Annotated in this window: 17 protein-coding genes; 5 read left to right on the plus strand and 12 right to left on the minus strand. The window is 73.3% G+C overall.

The window, feature by feature from the left end; all coding sequences use genetic code 11:
• Window positions 1–148 precede the first annotated feature (148 nt).
• Complete coding sequence (locus tag ACK99Q_RS12445) at window positions 149–937, minus strand: ABC transporter permease subunit (protein ID WP_410186439.1); 789 nt, start codon at window positions 935–937, stop codon at window positions 149–151.
• Window positions 934–1,782, minus strand: coding sequence for an ABC transporter ATP-binding protein (locus ACK99Q_RS12450; protein ID WP_410186440.1), 849 nt, complete (start codon window positions 1,780–1,782; stop codon window positions 934–936). Before ACK99Q_RS12450 ends, ACK99Q_RS12445 begins: the two co-directional genes overlap by 4 nt.
• 200 nt (window positions 1,783–1,982) lie before the next feature.
• On the opposite strand from ACK99Q_RS12450, the gene ACK99Q_RS12455 reads away from it, so the two are divergent.
• Window positions 1,983–2,663: a Pr6Pr family membrane protein gene (locus ACK99Q_RS12455; protein WP_410186441.1), complete on the plus strand. Its 681-nt coding sequence runs from the start codon at window positions 1,983–1,985 to the stop codon at window positions 2,661–2,663.
• A gap of 18 nt (window positions 2,664–2,681) precedes the next feature.
• Here the strand turns inward: ACK99Q_RS12455 and ACK99Q_RS12460 are convergent, their stop codons facing one another.
• The 6 genes from ACK99Q_RS12460 to ACK99Q_RS12485 all read right to left on the minus strand — a co-directional run bounded on the left by ACK99Q_RS12460 (window position 2,682) and on the right by ACK99Q_RS12485 (window position 10,353).
• Window positions 2,682–4,151 carry a glycosyltransferase family 39 protein gene (locus ACK99Q_RS12460; protein WP_410186442.1) on the minus strand — a complete coding sequence of 490 codons (1,470 nt, stop codon included), beginning with the start codon at window positions 4,149–4,151 and terminating at the stop codon, window positions 2,682–2,684.
• Between the two features lie 16 nt (window positions 4,152–4,167).
• On the minus strand, window positions 4,168–4,977 hold the full coding sequence (locus ACK99Q_RS12465) for an aldo/keto reductase (RefSeq protein ID WP_410186443.1): 810 nt from the start codon (window positions 4,975–4,977) through the stop codon (window positions 4,168–4,170).
• Window positions 4,978–4,998: 21 nt separating this feature from the next.
• Complete coding sequence (locus ACK99Q_RS12470) at window positions 4,999–7,659, minus strand: LuxR C-terminal-related transcriptional regulator (protein ID WP_410186444.1); 2,661 nt, start codon at window positions 7,657–7,659, stop codon at window positions 4,999–5,001.
• A gap of 101 nt (window positions 7,660–7,760) precedes the next feature.
• Window positions 7,761–9,872, minus strand: a complete 2,112-nt coding sequence (locus ACK99Q_RS12475) for an AAA family ATPase (RefSeq protein WP_410186445.1) — start codon at window positions 9,870–9,872, stop codon at window positions 7,761–7,763.
• Window positions 9,869–10,105, minus strand: a complete 237-nt coding sequence (locus tag ACK99Q_RS12480) for a hypothetical protein (RefSeq protein ID WP_410186446.1) — start codon at window positions 10,103–10,105, stop codon at window positions 9,869–9,871. Before ACK99Q_RS12480 ends, ACK99Q_RS12475 begins: the two co-directional genes overlap by 4 nt.
• Complete coding sequence (locus ACK99Q_RS12485) at window positions 10,102–10,353, minus strand: hypothetical protein (protein WP_410186447.1); 252 nt, start codon at window positions 10,351–10,353, stop codon at window positions 10,102–10,104. The genes ACK99Q_RS12480 and ACK99Q_RS12485 overlap by 4 nt, the downstream gene beginning before the upstream one ends.
• Window positions 10,354–10,546: 193 nt before the next feature.
• Between ACK99Q_RS12485 and ACK99Q_RS12490 the strand changes: the two genes are divergently transcribed.
• The 3 genes from ACK99Q_RS12490 to ACK99Q_RS12500 are packed head-to-tail and all read left to right on the plus strand — an operon-like array spanning window position 10,547 to window position 11,883.
• Window positions 10,547–11,005 (plus strand): DUF6325 family protein, encoded by a 459-nt coding sequence (locus ACK99Q_RS12490; protein ID WP_410186448.1) that lies wholly within the window; start codon window positions 10,547–10,549, stop codon window positions 11,003–11,005.
• A gap of 32 nt (window positions 11,006–11,037) precedes the next feature.
• Window positions 11,038–11,337 (plus strand): SHOCT domain-containing protein, encoded by a 300-nt coding sequence (locus ACK99Q_RS12495; RefSeq protein WP_410186449.1) that lies wholly within the window; start codon window positions 11,038–11,040, stop codon window positions 11,335–11,337.
• 3 nt (window positions 11,338–11,340) lie between these two features.
• Window positions 11,341–11,883, plus strand: a complete 543-nt coding sequence (locus tag ACK99Q_RS12500) for a potassium channel family protein (protein ID WP_410186450.1) — start codon at window positions 11,341–11,343, stop codon at window positions 11,881–11,883.
• Here the strand turns inward: ACK99Q_RS12500 and ACK99Q_RS12505 are convergent.
• The 4 genes from ACK99Q_RS12505 to ACK99Q_RS12520 are packed head-to-tail and all read right to left on the minus strand — an operon-like array spanning window position 11,837 to window position 15,605.
• Window positions 11,837–13,102 carry a hypothetical protein gene (locus ACK99Q_RS12505; RefSeq protein ID WP_410186451.1) on the minus strand — a complete coding sequence of 422 codons (1,266 nt, stop codon included), beginning with the start codon at window positions 13,100–13,102 and terminating at the stop codon, window positions 11,837–11,839. The genes ACK99Q_RS12500 and ACK99Q_RS12505 overlap by 47 nt on opposite strands.
• Window positions 13,103–13,158: 56 nt before the next feature.
• Entirely contained in the window at window positions 13,159–14,070 is a 912-nt protein-coding gene (locus tag ACK99Q_RS12510) for a YhjD/YihY/BrkB family envelope integrity protein (protein WP_410186452.1), read from the minus strand.
• 7 nt (window positions 14,071–14,077) lie between these two features.
• Window positions 14,078–15,151: an AI-2E family transporter gene (locus tag ACK99Q_RS12515; protein ID WP_410186453.1), complete on the minus strand. Its 1,074-nt coding sequence runs from the start codon at window positions 15,149–15,151 to the stop codon at window positions 14,078–14,080.
• Between the two features lie 22 nt (window positions 15,152–15,173).
• Window positions 15,174–15,605 carry a hypothetical protein gene (locus tag ACK99Q_RS12520; protein ID WP_410186454.1) on the minus strand — a complete coding sequence of 144 codons (432 nt, stop codon included), beginning with the start codon at window positions 15,603–15,605 and terminating at the stop codon, window positions 15,174–15,176.
• Between the two features lie 165 nt (window positions 15,606–15,770).
• Between ACK99Q_RS12520 and ACK99Q_RS12525 the strand changes: the two genes are divergently transcribed.
• Window positions 15,771–16,232, plus strand: a complete 462-nt coding sequence (locus ACK99Q_RS12525; RefSeq protein ID WP_410186455.1) for a hypothetical protein — start codon at window positions 15,771–15,773, stop codon at window positions 16,230–16,232.

The raw sequence follows: 16,232 nt of genomic DNA on the forward strand, positions 1-16,232 counted from the left end.
AGCCCGCCGGCCGGTCCGGTCACGTCGATGTTCCGTCCCGTGTCGACGGCGTTTCCGACGACACGATCCCGGAGATTACCGTGACCCTACCGCGCTTCCGGTGCCACTCTCCGGCGGGCCCTGTGGCACATGTCACAGCACGAATGGGTCACAGTCGCGTGACCACGCGGTCGCGGTCGAAGCGCCGGACGGCCAAGTGGAACACCGCCAGATCGCCCGCGAGGGCGGCCACGCCGACGCCGATCACGACCCCGCGGTCGAACGCGAGAGCCCCCGCCGCCTGCGACACGATCAGCACGATCACGGGCAGGACGAGCAGTCCCGCGACCGCCTGGGCGCCCTGGAGCGTGGAGGCGCGGTGGGAGATCAGGACGATGCAGCCGATCGCGAGGAAGGACACCAGCGGGGCGATCACGAACGTCAGCGCGAGCCACGTGCCGTTCGGGAACGCCCACCCGTGCTGCCACGGCCGGGCCAGGCCGTTCACCACCAGCGCGTAGAGGGCGGTCGACAGCCAGGTGACGCCCACCGCGGGCACCCACGAGACGAGGATCTTGCCGATCACGAGCTCGCGGTCGGTCAGCGGCGTGAAGAGCAGGCCCTCGAGGGTGTCGCGCTCCTTCTCCCCCACGAACGCCGCCGTGGCCAGCACGGTGGCCACCACGATCGGGATCATGAGGAAGACCGGTGCCATGAAGTACTGCACGACCGCGCGGGTGGGATCGGCGGCGACGTCGGCGGGCAGGCCGTCGAGGTAGGACGTGAGGAAGTCGAGCCGGGCCAGCGCGTCCGGCTGCCGCGTCGCGGCGATGAGCGTCGTCGGGAGCACGAGCGCGAACACGATCGGCAGCATGACGATCGGCAGCAGCGTCTGCCGGTTGCGGCGCAGCTCGATCCAGTCCTTGGCCACGAGTGCGCGGACGCGGTCGGCGTTCATCGCCCCTCCCCCCGCAGCAGCGCGAAGTAGAGGTCGTGGAGCGAGGGCTCGACGTGCTCCGGGTCGGGCACCGCGTGGCCGGCCGCGCGGAGGTCGGCGACGGCCCGCTCGGCGGCCGCGCGGTCGGTGACGCGGACGACGTACTCGCGCTCGGGCCAGTGCGCGGCGACGAGCTCGCCCACCTCGCCCGAGGCCACGACGCGCCCGCGGTCGAGCACCACCACGTCGTCGCAGAGCTCCTCGAGCCCGTGCAGCTGGTGGGTGCACAGGACGATCGTGGTGCGGCCGTCGGCGCGCAGCTTCGCGAGGTGGCCCAGGACGTCGAGGGCCGAGGCGGGGTCGAGCCCGGCGGTGGGCTCGTCGAGGAACAGCAGCTCGGGCTCGGCCAGCAGCGCACGGGCGATCTTGGCCTTCTGGCGCAGCCCCTTGCTGAGCGACCCGACCGGGGTGTCGCGACGGTCGGCGAGCCCGACGACGTCGAGGACCTCGTCGATCCGCTCGGCCGTGCGCCGGCGGGACAGGCCGTGCAGCGCGCCCCACGTGCGCAGGTTCTCGGCGACCGTGAGTCGCAGGTACAGGTTCGCCTCGGTCTGGACGCCGATGCGGGCGCGCAGCCGGGGTGCGGACTCCGGCGTCACCGGCTCGCCGAACAGCTCGACGGTGCCGGCGGTCGGGCGCAGCAGCCCGGTGAGCAGGCGCACGGTCGTGGACTTCCCCGAGCCGTTGGGCCCCAGGACTCCGAGCACGCGGCCCTCCCGCACGGTGAGGTCGAGGCCCGAGACGGCGACGCGGTCGTCGAAGGCGCGCGTCAGTCCGCTCGCACGGACCGGTGGCTCGCCCGTCATCGCTCTCCTTCTCCTCGTCCTCGTGCCGTCCCGCGACCTGCGGGAGCGCGAATCCCAGAGTGCCTCACGACCACGGACGTTCGGACGCCTTCGGCCGTGTCGCACGGCGACGGGTTGGCAGACGCGGATGCACCCGTGATGATGTGGGGTGCCGTGGGCGTCGCAGACGGCCAAACCGGGCGAAGAGGAAGGACCGAGCCGTGGACGCAGGGCGATCTCCCCGAGGCACGACGCCGGCACGGGCGTGGCACGCCCTCACCGCCGGGACGGCAGCGGTGGCGCTGCTGCTGCAGCTCGTGCTGGTGTTCAGCGGCGCGTCCGTCCTCGCCGAGACCGAGCGCCCGGACCTCGTCGTGCGGCTTGCGCGCTTCTTCGCCTACTTCACGATCCAGAGCAACCTGCTGGTCCTCGTCTCGGTCGCCGTCCTGGCGCGCGACCCGCTGGCGGACGGGCGTTGGTGGCGTGCCCTGCGTCTGGCCGGGGTCATGGGCATCATCGTGACGGGACTCGTCCACTTCTTCCTGCTCCGGCCGCTCCTCGACCTCCACGGAGCGAGTCTCGTGGCCGACCGTCTGCTGCACCTGGCGGTGCCGCTCCTGGCCGTGATCGGGTGGGTGGCCTTCGGTCCCCGCGATCGGATCGACCGGCGCGCCCTGGTGGCGGCGTTCCTGTGGCCGGTGGTGTGGCTCGCGGTGACGCTCACGGTCGAGTCGGTCACCGGCTGGTACCCCTACCCGTTCCTCGACGTCGCGGCGTCGGGCTGGTCCGGCGTGGCCCTGACGTGCGCGGGCATCGCGGCGCTCGTGATCGGCTGCCTCGCGCTGCTGACGCTGGTTGACCGGCGGCTGGGCCCGACGGGCGCCCTGAGCGCCGAGAGCTGACCACCTCCGCTCGACCGATCAGCGGAGGCCGGAGGACCTCACGCACTCGACGCCGCCCGGTCGCTCGGGCACCGGCCGACGGACGTCGTTCCGCAGCCAGATCCGGTAGGCGCACACTCCGGCGACGAGCCGGTAGCGACGCTTCAGCTCACGCTCGGCGGTGTCACTGGTCAGCCCCCAGGTGCCGAGCGTCCCGTTGCTCACGACCCAGGTCGGCGCGTCCGGCCCCTTGAGGAGGCGAGTGAACTCGACGAGGCGAGGGTCGTCGGTGCGCACCGGCAGGCTCCAGAGGTGCTCATAGGGGGACGCGAGCCCCGCGGCCCTGACGAGGTCCGGTCGTCCCCAGGCGCTCACGACGGTGTCGCCGGGGTCCGCCACCCGCCCGACCATGCGTCCGGCCGCGACCGCTCCGTCGACCGTGGTGAGGGCGGGGTGGATGACGATCGCGCCGACCACGGCGGCCGCGGTCGCGTAGGCGATGGCGGCCGGGACGACCCAGCGGGTGCGCGTGGCGAGCAGCCCCGTCGCCACGGACACCGGCACGGCGAGCTCGACGAGGTAGTGGCTCCACCAGCTGCCGCCGGCGAGGATCGACGCCGTCGCGAACAGGGTCATGGCGCTCAGCGCCCACCAGACCGGCGCGCGACACCGCCGCAGCACAGGGGCGCCGACGGTCGCGAAAACGAGCAGCAGCTGCCCCGACCCCAGCGAGCGTCCGAGCAGCTCGTACTGGCGGCCGTCGGCGGAGTCGGACCGGTCGGTCGCCATCACCGCGTCCGCGCGCAGCCGGAACGCGAACAGGGCGTCGGTGAGGGCGGCCGGGTCGGTGCCCCGGACCCAGGCCCACAGCAGCAGCGACGTCACCACGACGAGGGCACCGGCGGCAGCCGCGCCCGTCATCGCGAGAGCCCTTCGCGCCGGCACGTCCCTCGCGATCACGGATGCCGCCAGCAGCACGATCGCGAAGACCGCCGCGTCGGCGTGGTTCTGCTTGGTCATCACCGCGGCCGTGCCCGCGGCACCCGTGAGCACCGACCACGGCAGCGAGCCGTGCTCGACCGCCCGGACGGCGGCGTACACGCCGACCGCGAGCCACGGGGCCGCGAGCAGCTCGGCGTTGACCCGGTCGGCGCCCAGCCAGGGACTGACGGTGAGGAGCGCGGCCGCCACCGCGGTCCAGCGTGCGGCGCGATCCCCCGCGAGGCGGTGCGCCGCGGCGGCACAGGCGACGACGGTGACCACGACCGCCACGAGTCCGAGCAGCCGCAGCGCGACCACTCCCCCGGTGCGCGCCGCCAGCTCGGCGAGTCCGATCAGCAGCGGCGGACGGTCGACCCAGTAGTCGCCGTAGAGCGACGTCCCGTCGTGCCACTGCCCACCGACGATCAGCAGGCCCGCCTCGTCGGGACTGGGCAGCACCCCCAGGAACGGCAGCCGCGCCACGACGGCCAGCACCACCACGAGCAGCACGGCGCGTGGCGTCGTCATCGGTCAAGGGACTCGGTCAGTCCTCGACCCGGGTGGCCGGGTCGCCGTCGAACAGCCGGCCGTCGGGACGGCCGAGCGCCGTGAGCCGCTCGACCGCGGCCGGGTCGAGGTCGCGACCGACGGCCGCGAGGTTCTCGCGCTGGCGCCCCTCCGAGGACGCCTTCGGCAGCGGCACGGCGCCGACCGCCGCATGCCAGGCGAGGACCGCCTCGGCCGGGGTCAGGTCGTGCTGCTCGGCGACCTCGACGACGACGGGATCCGTCAGCAGGTCGCTCTTGCGCCCGAGCGGGCTCCACGCCTGGGTGACGATGCCGCGGCGCCGGTGGTCGGCGAGCGCCTCGACCTGCGGGAAGTAGGGGTGCAGCTCGATCTGGTTGACGGCGGGCAGGACGCCCGTCTCGCGCTCGAGACGGTCGAGGTGCTCGGGCAGGAAGTTGCAGACGCCGATGTGGAACACGAGACCGCGGCGCTGGGCGTCGATGAGTGCCTGCCACGCCTCCACGTAGAGGTCGTGCGACGGGTTCGGCCAGTGGATCAGGTGGAGGTCGAGGTGGTCCAGGCCCGTGCGCAGCACGCTCTCCTCGATCGAGGTGACGGCGAGGTCGTAGGCGTGGTGGCGTCCGGGCAGCTTGGAGGTCACGACGATCTCGTCGCGCGGCACGTCCGAGCGGCGTACGGCGGTGCCGACGGCGCCCTCGTTCTCGTAGTTCATCGCCGAGTCGAGCAGGCGGTAGCCGACGCGCAGGGCCGAGATGACCGTGTCGACGCCGCTCAGGCCGTTCAGCTTGTAGGTGCCGAAGCCCACCGCGGGCAGTGCGAGGCTCACACTCGCACCCTAGGGCCAAAGTCAGCCCGGGAGCAGTTCGTACTCGCGCGCCACACGGACGGCGGCGTTGCGGCGGGTCACGCCGAGCTTGCGCAGGATGTTGCGGACGTGGGTCCGCACGGTGTTGACCGAGATGTACATCTCCGCGGCGATCTCCTCGGTCGTGAGCAGCGCGGCGAGGTGCCCCAGCACCTCCATCTCCTTCTCGGTGAGCTGCTCGATCGGTGCGGACTGCCGCGACTCCACGCCCGACCGGGGCTGGGGTCGCGTCGGCGCGGGACCGGTGCGCTCGAAGAGCCAGGCGTGTGCCGTGGCGAGCTGGCGGTCCTGCTGGATGAGCTGGCGCACCGGGACGCTCGCCTCGTGGAACGGTCGCCGCAGCGTGACCGGCCGCGCCAGCTGCAGGGCCTCGACCACGGCCCGGTGGGCCTGGACCGGGGCTCCGGCCCGCAGCAGCCGCGCACACTCGGCGAGGGACGCCGCGACGCGGACCGGCAGCGGGGCGTGCTGGTCTCGGGCCCTCGCGTAGGCCGTGGCGGCCGCGACGTCGTCCCCCCGGGCGAGCCGGACCTGGCCCGCGGCGAGGGAGACCGCGGGCCCGGCCAGCTCGTCGTCCACGCGGGCGAGCTCCTCGTTCGCCTCGGCGGTCTCGCCCCGGGCGAGCAGCCACGGGACCAGCTCGAGCCGCAGCCGCGCGACGAGCCACCCGTCCTGGGGCCCGAGCCGCTCCAGCGCGGTGGAGATCGTCGCGAGGGCGGTGGCGCGGTCGCCCTGCGCGGCGCGCAGGCGCGCGGTGACCAGGGCGAGCAGGGCGTTCGAGACCGGGTCGCCCAGGACGAAGTCCGCGCGGGCGGCGGCGTCGACGTGCTCGCTGGCCGCGCGGAGGTCGAACTGCTCGAGCGCGACCCACGCCTGCGCGATCCGCGGCGCGCGGGGCAGGACGCACACGGTGAGACCCGCGTCGTCGGCGGTCCGCGACGCCCGCGACGCCAAGGTGGCGGCCCGCGTCGTGTCCCCTTCGCAGCACGCGATCAGCGCGAGCAGGCCGAGGCACTCGACCAGCAGGGCGGACTCCCCGGCACGGTCGGCCGCGTCGGTGCCGAGACGCAGCGCGTCCCGGGCCCCGGTCACGTCGCCCTCGCGGAGATGACCCAGGCCCTGCATCGCACAGACGAGGGGCACGAGCCCGGGATCGGACTCCGCCCGGCCGCCCGCGCTGTCCAGCGCCAGGACCGCGGCGTCGGCGAGCGCCGCCGACTCGCGCGGGTCGGCGGCGTCCCTGCCCCGGACGGCGAGCAGCAGCGCGAGTGCGCGCCGGACGTCCTCGGCGAGGTCCGTGGTGACGGAGAGACGCGCGACCTCCCGGTCGAAGGCGACCGGATCGCGCTCGGCGAGCGCCAGGGCCGCCCGCACGAGCACGACGTCCGGGTCGTCCAGGGCGGCCGGGATCGCGCGCAGCGCCTGGACGAGGGGGTGCGTGCCGTCCGCCAGCAGCAGCTGGCGCCAGGCGTCGTGGTCGGTGACGAGCCCCGCGAGGTCGGTCCACGCCTCGATCGCCGCGTAGTGGCGGGCGGCCGGTGTGAGCATCCCCTGACGGGCGTACCAGTCGGCCGTCCGGCGCTGCAGGTCGCGCAGCGCGCCGGGCGACCGGTACCCCAGCTCGGCGCGGAGCAGGTCGCGGAAGAACGGATGGAAGCGGTAGTGCTCGACGTGGCCCGGGACTCGCTCGATGAAGACGTTGACCCGTGCCAGCGACGCCAGGCCGCGGACCGCGCCGTGGCCGCCGAGCGCGTGGGCCAGTCCGGGCTCGACCGTGTCGGGCACGCTCATCGTCATCAGCAGGTCGAGGACCTCGGGCGGGTGCGCCGCGAGCACCTCCCCCATGAGGTACTCCGCGATGCTCCCGCTCTCGCCCATCACGTCGCCCACGTCGGCGTCGGGATCCTCGTGGTCGCCGAGGAACTTCCCGGCGAAGCGGGTGCCGGTGACCCAGCCGCGGGTCCGGGCATTGAGCAGGTGCACCGAGTCGGGTCGCAGCGGCACGCCCATGAGGTCGAGCACGCCGGCGGCCTCCTCGTCGGTGAGCGCGAGGTCGGCCATCCGGACCTCGGTCATGGACTCCTCGAGGCGGTAGCGGTAGAGCGGCAGCACGGGGTCGGCCCGGGTCAGCAGCACGAGGCGCAGGCGGTGGCCGGTGTGGCGGAGCAGGAAGTCGAGGTCGGCGGCCACCACGGCCGAGCCGACGTCGAACCCGTCGACCACGACGGTGATCGCGGTGGGCTCCGATGCGATCGAGACGGCGAGCTCGCGACGCAGGCGCGAGTCGAGCGGCGCGTCGCCGGCCGGGAGCGGTCCCGCGGGGATGGCGATGCCGAGACGCTGGAGCGCCTCGACGAACGCGGGCCACAGGACGTCACCGGCGTCGAACGTGATCCACTCGAGGCGGTCGGGCGGGCGCGTCGTGGCCCAGTCGACGACCAGCGAGGTCTTGCCCGTCCCCGCGGGCGCGCTGACGAGCACGAGCGAGCAGCCGGGGTCGGCGTCGATGCGGTCGAGCAGCCGCGCGCGGCTGACGAACTGGCGGGGTCGCTCCGGAAGTCCGGGCCAGCCACCGGTGGCGGACGCGGCCCGGGAGGACTCGTGGTCCGCGGACGAGGCGTCGTCCGGTGGACGTCGCACCATAGCCCTCACCTCCCCTCCTAGCACGCTAGTGAGGGGTCGTGGATCGGCAGATCACACGAATCGTGTGAAGGACCCTCGGTGGCGCCCGTCTCGCGAGGTGCCTACTGCCCCAGCAGCCCCAGCACGGTGGCCCGCGCGACCGCCGCGCCCCGGGTGCTCACCCCGAGCTTGCGATAGATCGACGCGATCTCGGAGTTGGCGGTGTTGCGCGAGACGAAGAGCCGCTCGCCGATCTGCGCGATCGTGAGGTGGGTCTGCAGGTACGGAAGGACGCGGAGCTCCGCGGGCGTCAGCGGCGTGGTCACCGCGTCGTCCCGTGCGCCGCCCTCGACCATCACCACGAACTCGGCCAGCTCGGCGCCCAGGACCCCGAGGTCCGGACGCTCGCGGGCGAGGTCGTGCAGCTCGCGCAGCAGCTCGCGGGCGCCGTCGTGGTCGCCCGTGGCCCAGAGCAGCTTGGCGACGGCGAGCCGGCCCTTCACCGCGAGCAGCGGTCGCGCGGACGTGCTGACGTGGCGCGACTCCACGGCCGCGTCCAGCTCGCGGTGGGCCGCCGCACGATCCCCGACGCGCAGGTGCAGGCGCGCCGAGCCGGCTCGCGTCAGCAGGGTCGCCGGGTGCCCGGGCAGGCCGGCCTCCTCGGTCGCCCGGACGGACGCGCGCACGTGCTCGCCCCCACTGCGCCAGTCGCCGCGATCCATGGCGATCCAGCCCAGCAGCGCCTGCGCGCCCACGACGATGTGGTGGTGCCCGCCTCGGACCGCGGCACGCCCTGCCTCCTCGAGGCAGGGAATCGCCTCGTCCACCTGCCCCAGCATCACGTGGGCCTCGCCGCACAGGCCGACAGCACGGGCCCGCCGGAAGCTCCACGGATCCACGTGTGTCAGCGCGTAGCGCGCGTCGCGGAGCGCGCGTTCGGGACCGTCCAGCGCCAGCGCCGAGCGGAGCAGGGCCCGGTCCGCCTCCAGCGACGGGGTCTGGTCCGCGGTCGTCTCGAGATGGGCCAGCCAGCGCTGGGCCGTCGCGGGATCCCCCGTCAGCGCCGCCACCCACGCCTGCACGACCGCCAGCTGCGGGTACGCGGCCAGCCGCGCCTCGCCCAGGGTCGTGAGCCAGCGCTGCACCAGGCCGGACTCACCGCGCTCCCAGGCCGCGGGCGCGGCCGTCTCGACCAGTGCGGCGGTCCGGTCGTGCCGGGACGTGGCGAGGAGGTGCTCGATCGCCGCCTCCTGCTCGCCGCGCGACTCGTGCCACGCGGCGGCGCGGACGTGCAGCCGCTCGACGTGCGCGGGGTCCTCACGGCGCAGCTCGCCGAGGAGGAACTCACGGAACAGGCGGTGGTGGCGGTACCAGGCGCGCCCGCGTCCGGTGGGCATCACGAAGCGGTTCGAGTCCTCCAGGTCGCGCAGGCGCGCCGCCGAGTCCGTGCGCTCGAGCACGGCGTCGCAGAGCTCGCCGCCCAGCCGGTCGAGGATCGCCGTGCTCCGCAGGAACGCGCGCTGGTCGGCGTCCAGGGGACCCAGGACCTCGGAGGCGAAGTAGTCGGCCACGAACCGGTCGTCGCCGCCGACGTCCAGGCCGCCGTCCCCGGACTCCTTCGCCACGGCGGCGGCCAGGGCGACGCCGGCGGCCCAGCCCTCGCAGGCCTGCGCGAGTCGCGACGCCGTCTCGGGCTCCACGTCCAGCCCGGCGCGGGCGAGGATCGCGCGCGCGATGGTGCCGTCGACGGCGAGGTGGCACTCGGTGAGCTCGAGCGCCTCGTGCTCGGCGCGCAGCCGCGCCAGGTGCGGCTGCGCCTGGCGACTCGCCGTGACCAGCTGCGAGCCCGACGGGATCCGTGCCGCGAGAAGCCGCACGACGTCGATCGCCCCGGCCGACCGGAGCGCCTGCAGGTCGTCCACGAGCAGCACGAACGGACGCGGGCGGGCGCTCACCGCGGCGACGAGACCGCGCAGCGACGTCCGCCGCGGGGCCGGGATGCCGTCGGCGGCGGCGAACGCCTCGGTCAGCGTGGCGACGAGCAGGTCCGGGTCGTCGTCGGGGGTGGTCAGCGACGCAGTGACCACGGTGCGGTGGTCGAACGTCGCCCAGCGGCGCAGGAGGGTGGACTTGCCGTACCCGGCGGCGGCGGTGACGCCCACGACGCGGGACGGCGCGCACCGGGCCGCCGCGATGAGCTCGCCGCGACCGACCCCCTCCGGCGCCCCGGTCATGGACTGAGGGTAGCCACCGCGGGGTCGACGACGACGACGGATTCCAGTCGCAGTCCCAAGGCGTGGATGACGGCGACGAGCGCGTCGACCTCCGCCGCCGTCACGGCGACGAGCGTCGTGCAGACGCGGGTGCGCGCGACGAGCTCGGGCCCGAGCGCGCTCCGCAGGACCGGACCCAGCCCGCTGTCGATCGTGAGCTCGTACTCCACGGCCGGCTCCCCCCTCGTGCTCACGACTCCTCGGTCCTCGTCTCCTCGTCGGGCGTGACGACGCGACGCACCTCGACGACCTCCAGGCCGTAGGTGCGCAGCTGGGCCAGGAACCCGTGCAGTTCGGACTGGTCACGGATGCGCGCGCGCAGTGACGTGCGCAGCTCGCGGGCGACCACCTGGATGTCCGTGAGGTCCCCCAGGACCTCGTCGGGAACGGCCCCCTCGATCCTGACCTCGAACACCTGCTGGCGCGGGTGCTCCGTCGTCATGGTCCACCTCCCGAGTGGTCGTCGTCCTGCCTGCAGTCTCGTCGCCCCGGGGCCGGTGATCATCGTCACGACGTGATGAGTTCGCCCGACCTCTCCACCGGCGGTGGGGCGGCACTTCGTCCCCGCAGGATGAGGCCGCGCGCCCGCCGGCGCTCCTACCGTGATCGGGACGCGCGCGTCGCGCGTCGCCACCATGAGGAAGGACGGCACCGCCATGGACGAGGTCGAATGGGGCCCGGTCGGCTACCTGATCGTGGAGTTCCCCGGCGCGAGGATGACCGGCGAGGGACTGGAGGAGCTGGTCGCGCTCACGGACTCCGGCACGATCCGGATCCTGGACCTGGCCTTCGTGCTGAAGGAGGCCGACGGCACCGTGAGCGCCCTGGAGATCAACGACCTCGACGGCGACGGCGACTTCGACCTCACGGTGTTCGAGGGCGCGTCGTCGAACCTGCTCGGCGAGCACGACCTGCGGGAGGCCGGCGACGTGCTGACCGACGGCAGCGCCGCGGCGATCCTGCTCTTCGAGAACCGCTGGGCCGCCCGCTTCGTCGGCGCACTGCGACGCAACGGCGCGGAGCTGGTCGCCGCCGGCTTCATCCCCCTGGACGACATCGCCGAGGCGCTCGACGCGACCGAGGCCGCGGGCTGAGCCCGCCCACCACCCGACCGAAGGAGCAGGACATGCCAGGACTCTTGAGGGGCGTCGCGCGCACCGCCGTCGTCGCCGGAACGGCCACCGCCGTGTCGAACCGCGTCTCGCGCCGTCAGGCCTCGCGCTGGGCGGCCGAGCAGCCTCAGTACCAGCAGGGCTACGACCAGGGGTACGAGCAGGCGCCGCCTCCTCCCCCGCCGCCGCCCGCCGCCCCGCCGGCGGACGATCCCATCGCCCTGCTGAGTCAGCTCGGCCGCCTGCACGAGGCCGGCACGCTCACGGACGAGGAGTTCGCCGCGCAGAAGGCGCGGATCCTCGCGCAGATGTGAGCCATGACCCGTCCGAGGCCGGACCCGGCCCGCCGTGAGGCGTGGGCGCTCGCCCGGCGGGCCGCCGTGCGCGTCGTGCTCTCGGTGAGCGCCCTGTTCGGCGCCTACTTCCTGCTGCCCGCGCGGGACTCGGGGTCGGACCTGCCGTGGTTCCTGCTCGCGCTGCTGGTCTTCAGCGCGGTCGTGGCGATCCAGGTGCCCCTGATCGTGCGCTCGACGTTCCCGGTGATCCGCGCCGTCGAGGCGCTCGCCCTCGCGATCCCGGTGTTCCTGCTGATGTTCTCGCGGGCCTACCTGACGGTGTCGCTGGCGGACCCGGACGCGTTCAGCCACCCCCTCACGCGGGTCGACGCGCTCTACTTCACGGTCTCGACCTTCGTGACCGTCGGCTTCGGCGACATCACCGCCACGTCGCAGGCGATGCGCGTGGCCGTCACGGCGCAGATGATCCTCGACCTGGTGATCCTCGGCGCCGTGGTGAAGGTCTTCGCCTCGGCCGCTAGGCGCGGGCTGTCGGGGCGTGATCCCGGGACGCTGCCGGAGTGACCGCCCGGCCGGCCCCCGCCAGCACCTGGAGCACGGCCAGCAGGACCAGCGCGAGCGCCAGCGACCACCACCAGCGCTCGGGCGAGATCTCGTTGCCCCACGCGAGCACGACCACCGCCACGCCGACGGCCACGACCCGCAGCCAGGCGACGTTGTCCGTCACCCAGCGCCACCCGAGGCCGAGCTGACCATGGACCACGCCGGCGCCGAACCGCTCGAGGGCGCCGCCCACCGCCGCGCGCACGGCCGTGCCCGAGCGGTTGGCGCCCGTGAACCAGCCCGCCACGACGAGCGCCAGACCGAGCATCAGGACGACCTGCCGACCGCGCTCGAGGTACGCCGACAGCGTCTCGTAGAAGACGGTGCTGGCGGGGCCGAAGGAGGTGTCGGCGAGCGCGTTCGCGAACAGCTGGCGCCCGATCCCGAGGGCGATCGCGAGGACGACGGCGTTCACGGCGATGGCGATGCCCACCGCGACGGTCATGCGGGGACGACGCCGGGCGAGCAGGATCGCACCGAGGTAGAGCACCCCGACCACCGGGAGCGCCCAGCGGGCCACGGGGTCGCTGAAGGCGTAGATCGTGCGGATCTGCTGCACGCGCGGCGCCTCCATGAGGACGATGGTGCGGTCGGTCTCGGGGATGGGCGCGTTCTCGACGAACGTCATGCCGCGGTCGACGAGCCGTGCCTTGACCTCGTCGATCACCTCCCCGACGTCGAGCACGACGTCGTCGCCCTCGAGGCTGACCGCTCCCCCGCCACGTCCCTCGAGGATCCGCTGGAACGCCTGCTGCGCGCGGACGTTGAGCCGGGTCCACAGGTCGGCGAAGGCGTCCGACGCCAGGAAGGCACGCACCTGGCGGTCGATCGCGCCGTTGATCGCGGCCGACAGCGGCGCGGCGAGCAGCTCGAGGCGTGGGGCCTCGTCGCTCAGCCCCGCGAACGCCTGGTCCAGCAGGCCCTCGATGTCGACCTGCTGGGAGATCGCGGTGGTCACCCGGGTGGCGAGCACCTCCTGGACCTCGGGCGACTGCACCAGCGGGCCGACGGTCTCGACGTACCGCTCCGCGTCGTTCAGCGTGCGCTGTCCCCAGTAGGCGATCGCCGCGGGTGTGGTCAGCAGCGCGGCGAGCACGAGGCACACGACCGCGCCGGCCGTGCGGCTCCGGGAGGCGTTCGCGGTGCTGGCGGGCGGGGGCATGGTGGTGTCCTGGGTCATCGGACGCTCCTTCCGGTGTCGCGATTCTCGTCATCGCCGAGTCGCGCGGCATCATGCTATCCGGGTGAGACGGGCTCGCCGCGCAGCCACGCGCCCGCCCGTCCCTCGTCGCTCACGACGACCTGGCCCAGCACCGCGCAGGCGATGAACACGAACGCCACGACGTAGAGCCAGGCGAGGTAGGTGAAGGCCATGCCGATCGGCCCGTACCGGTCCGAGCTGACGTCCAGTGCCCAGGGCAGCCACACCTCGGCGGCCGGCCGGACGAAGGCCATGACGATGCCGCAGGCCAGCGCGCCGGGCAGCAGCCAGCGTCCGGTGATCCGTCCGGCCAGCAGCACCCACGGGACGAAGACCGCCACCGCCACGTCGGTGGCCATCGACAGCGCGACCGGCCACAGCGCGCGCGGCGGCAGGGCGCTCGTGCGTTGGGTCAGGTTCTGGAGCACGACGACCGCCATGAGCAGCACGACCACGACCGCGAACCACCGCCAGGCGGACCTCAGGTCCATCCGCGGACGGTCGACCTGCCAGACCACGGCGAACGCGCGGCTCAGCGCACGCGAGAGGCTCGTCGCGGAGATGAGCACCAGCAGCACGCCGACGACGCCGAACGCCGCGGCGCCCTCGCTGCGGGTGGCCTGGTCGATGAGCTCACTGGTCTCGCCCGACGCGCCGATGACCTTCGAGATCTCGTCCGAGCCGGCCCCCAGGATCGTCACGCCCACGATGAGCAGCGGCAGGATGGAGGTGAAGAACTGGGCGGCGATCGTCATCGACCGGTCGAAGATCTCGACGCGCACGCACGCGGCCGCGACCCGCATGAGCGTCCGACCGATCCACAGCGACAGGACCCACTCGACGCGCTCGCGCAGCCACGGCGGCAGCCGGTCGACGGCGGCGTCGATGCGATCCGTCGGCGGACTGACCGGTGCGTAGGGCTCGTCCCGGTGATCGTCCTGGCTCATCGCGGCCTCAGTCCGAGGTCTCGGGTCTTCCCGAGATGAGCGGCAGCGCCCACGACAGGCGCGGGTCGGCCTCCACCAGGATCGCCTTCATCAGCAGGCTCAGCGGCACCGCGAGCAGCGCCCCGAGCGGGCCGAGCAGCCAGGCCCAGAACACCAGGGACAGGAACGTGAGGGTGGGCGACAGTCCGACGCTCTCCCCGACGATGCGCGGCTGGATGATCGACTGGATCACGAAGTTCACGACGCAGTAGATGACGATCACCACGAGCATCAGCCGCGGCCCGTCCTCCAGCAGGGCGATCAGGGCGGGCGGCACGAGGCCGATCACGAAGCCGATGTTGGGGATGAAGTTCGTGACGAACGCCAGCACCGCCCACACGAAGGCTCCCGGGACGCCGATGACGTAGAGCGCGACGCCGTCGACGATCGCCACGATCAGGCCGAACGTCGCCGCGACGACCATGTAGGTGCGCGTGCCGTCGGCGAAGTGTCCGACGGCCGTGACGACGTCGCCGAAGCGTCCGCCCAGCAGGTGCAGGTTCCGGCGGGCGGCGTTGGTGTCGAAGGCCATGAACAGCAGCACGGTGAACAGAAAGAACACGTCGGTCAGCGCGCCGAGGGTGCCGCCGAGGATCGACGCGACCAGCTCCACGAGCCGCGCGGGGTCGATCGCGGCGGCCACCTTGTCCAGCTGCGCCTGCTCGACGCCGAAGCCCTCCAGCGTCGCGACCGCGTCGTTCACGGTCTCGGTGAACTCCGACGTGTACTTCGGCAGCAGCGAGGCCAGCTGCGCCACCGACACGACCAGGGCGAGGGTCATCACGACGATCAGCAGGTACGCCGCGATCAGCATGATGGTCGAGGCCGCCCACTCCGGCAGCCGCGTGCGCTCCAGCGCGCGGCGGGCCGGGTGCACCGTGACGGTGATGACCAGGGCGAGGAAGACCGGCCCGATGATGCTCGAGACGGCGTGCACGCCACCGAGCACGATCGTCAGCGCAGCCGCGCCGACGACGAACGTCAGCACGCCCGACACGGTCCGCCCGGTGGCGCGCGCACCCGGGTCGTGCTCGATCGTCATGCGGCCTCCTCGGTCGTGGCCGTCACAGGCCGCGCGTGGTGTCCCGGACCGGGAAGTCGGGCCCGTGGTCGGCCAGGGCCCAGATGACGCAGACCGCGAGCGCCATGACGAGCAGCGACCAGATCGGGTAGTACGGGATGAAGGCGAAGTTCAGCAGCATGCTGATCGCCGCGACGGCGATGCCGACGCCGCGCGCCCACCCCTGCCCACTGAAGACGCCGAAGCCGGCGATCACCACGATGACGCCGGCGATCAGGTGGATCCAGCCCCACGCCGTCACGTCGAACTCGAGCAGGTACTGGGGGCCCTGGACGTAGATCTCGTTCTCGGCGAGGGCCACGATGCCCATGAAGGCGTGGAAGACGCCCATCAGGATCATCATCACCCCGGCGAACGCGATGAAGCCGAAGGCGGCTCCCTGGGAACGGCGTGGCACCGTGCGTGAGCTGGTCATGTCGCTGGTCCTCCTGCGTCCGGGCCCGAGGGGCCGGGGCCCGCGCGGGCCCTGCTGCCATGCAAGCGCGCATGGACCGGTGAGCGGATCATCCGTGCGGGGTGAGGCGAGCGGCTCGAGCCGGCTTCGAGACTGAGGCTGCTGCCCTCACAGAAAGGCACGACCATGTCTCGCACCGCAGAGCCCGCTGGGCCCACCACGACCACGACCACCGGCCAGTACCAGGCCGTCCAGCCCAGCACGGTCTCCGGCTGGGTCGGCTGGGTCTACTTCGCCGCCTTCATGATGGTGCTGCTGGGCGCCCTGCACGCCATCACGGGCCTCGTCGCCCTGTTCAAGGACCAGTACTTCCTCGTCGGCAACGACGGGCTGATCGTGACCGCCGACTACACCGCATGGGGCTGGGCCCACCTGATCGGCGGCCTCATCGTCGCGGCGGCCGGCGTCGCGCTGCTCACGGGCCGGGTCTGGGCTCGCGTGATCGCCGTGCTGGTCGCGATGCTCAGCATCCTGGTGAACTTCGCGTTCATGGCGGCCTACCCCCTGTGGTCGGTCGTGATGATCACGATCGACATCCTCGTGATCTGGGCCGTCATCGTGCACGGCGACGAGCTGCGCGACGCCTGA

Origin of the sequence: Aeromicrobium sp. MLTX1 (genome assembly GCF_046452335.1) — a bacterium.
GTDB lineage: Bacteria > Actinomycetota > Actinomycetes > Propionibacteriales > Nocardioidaceae > Aeromicrobium.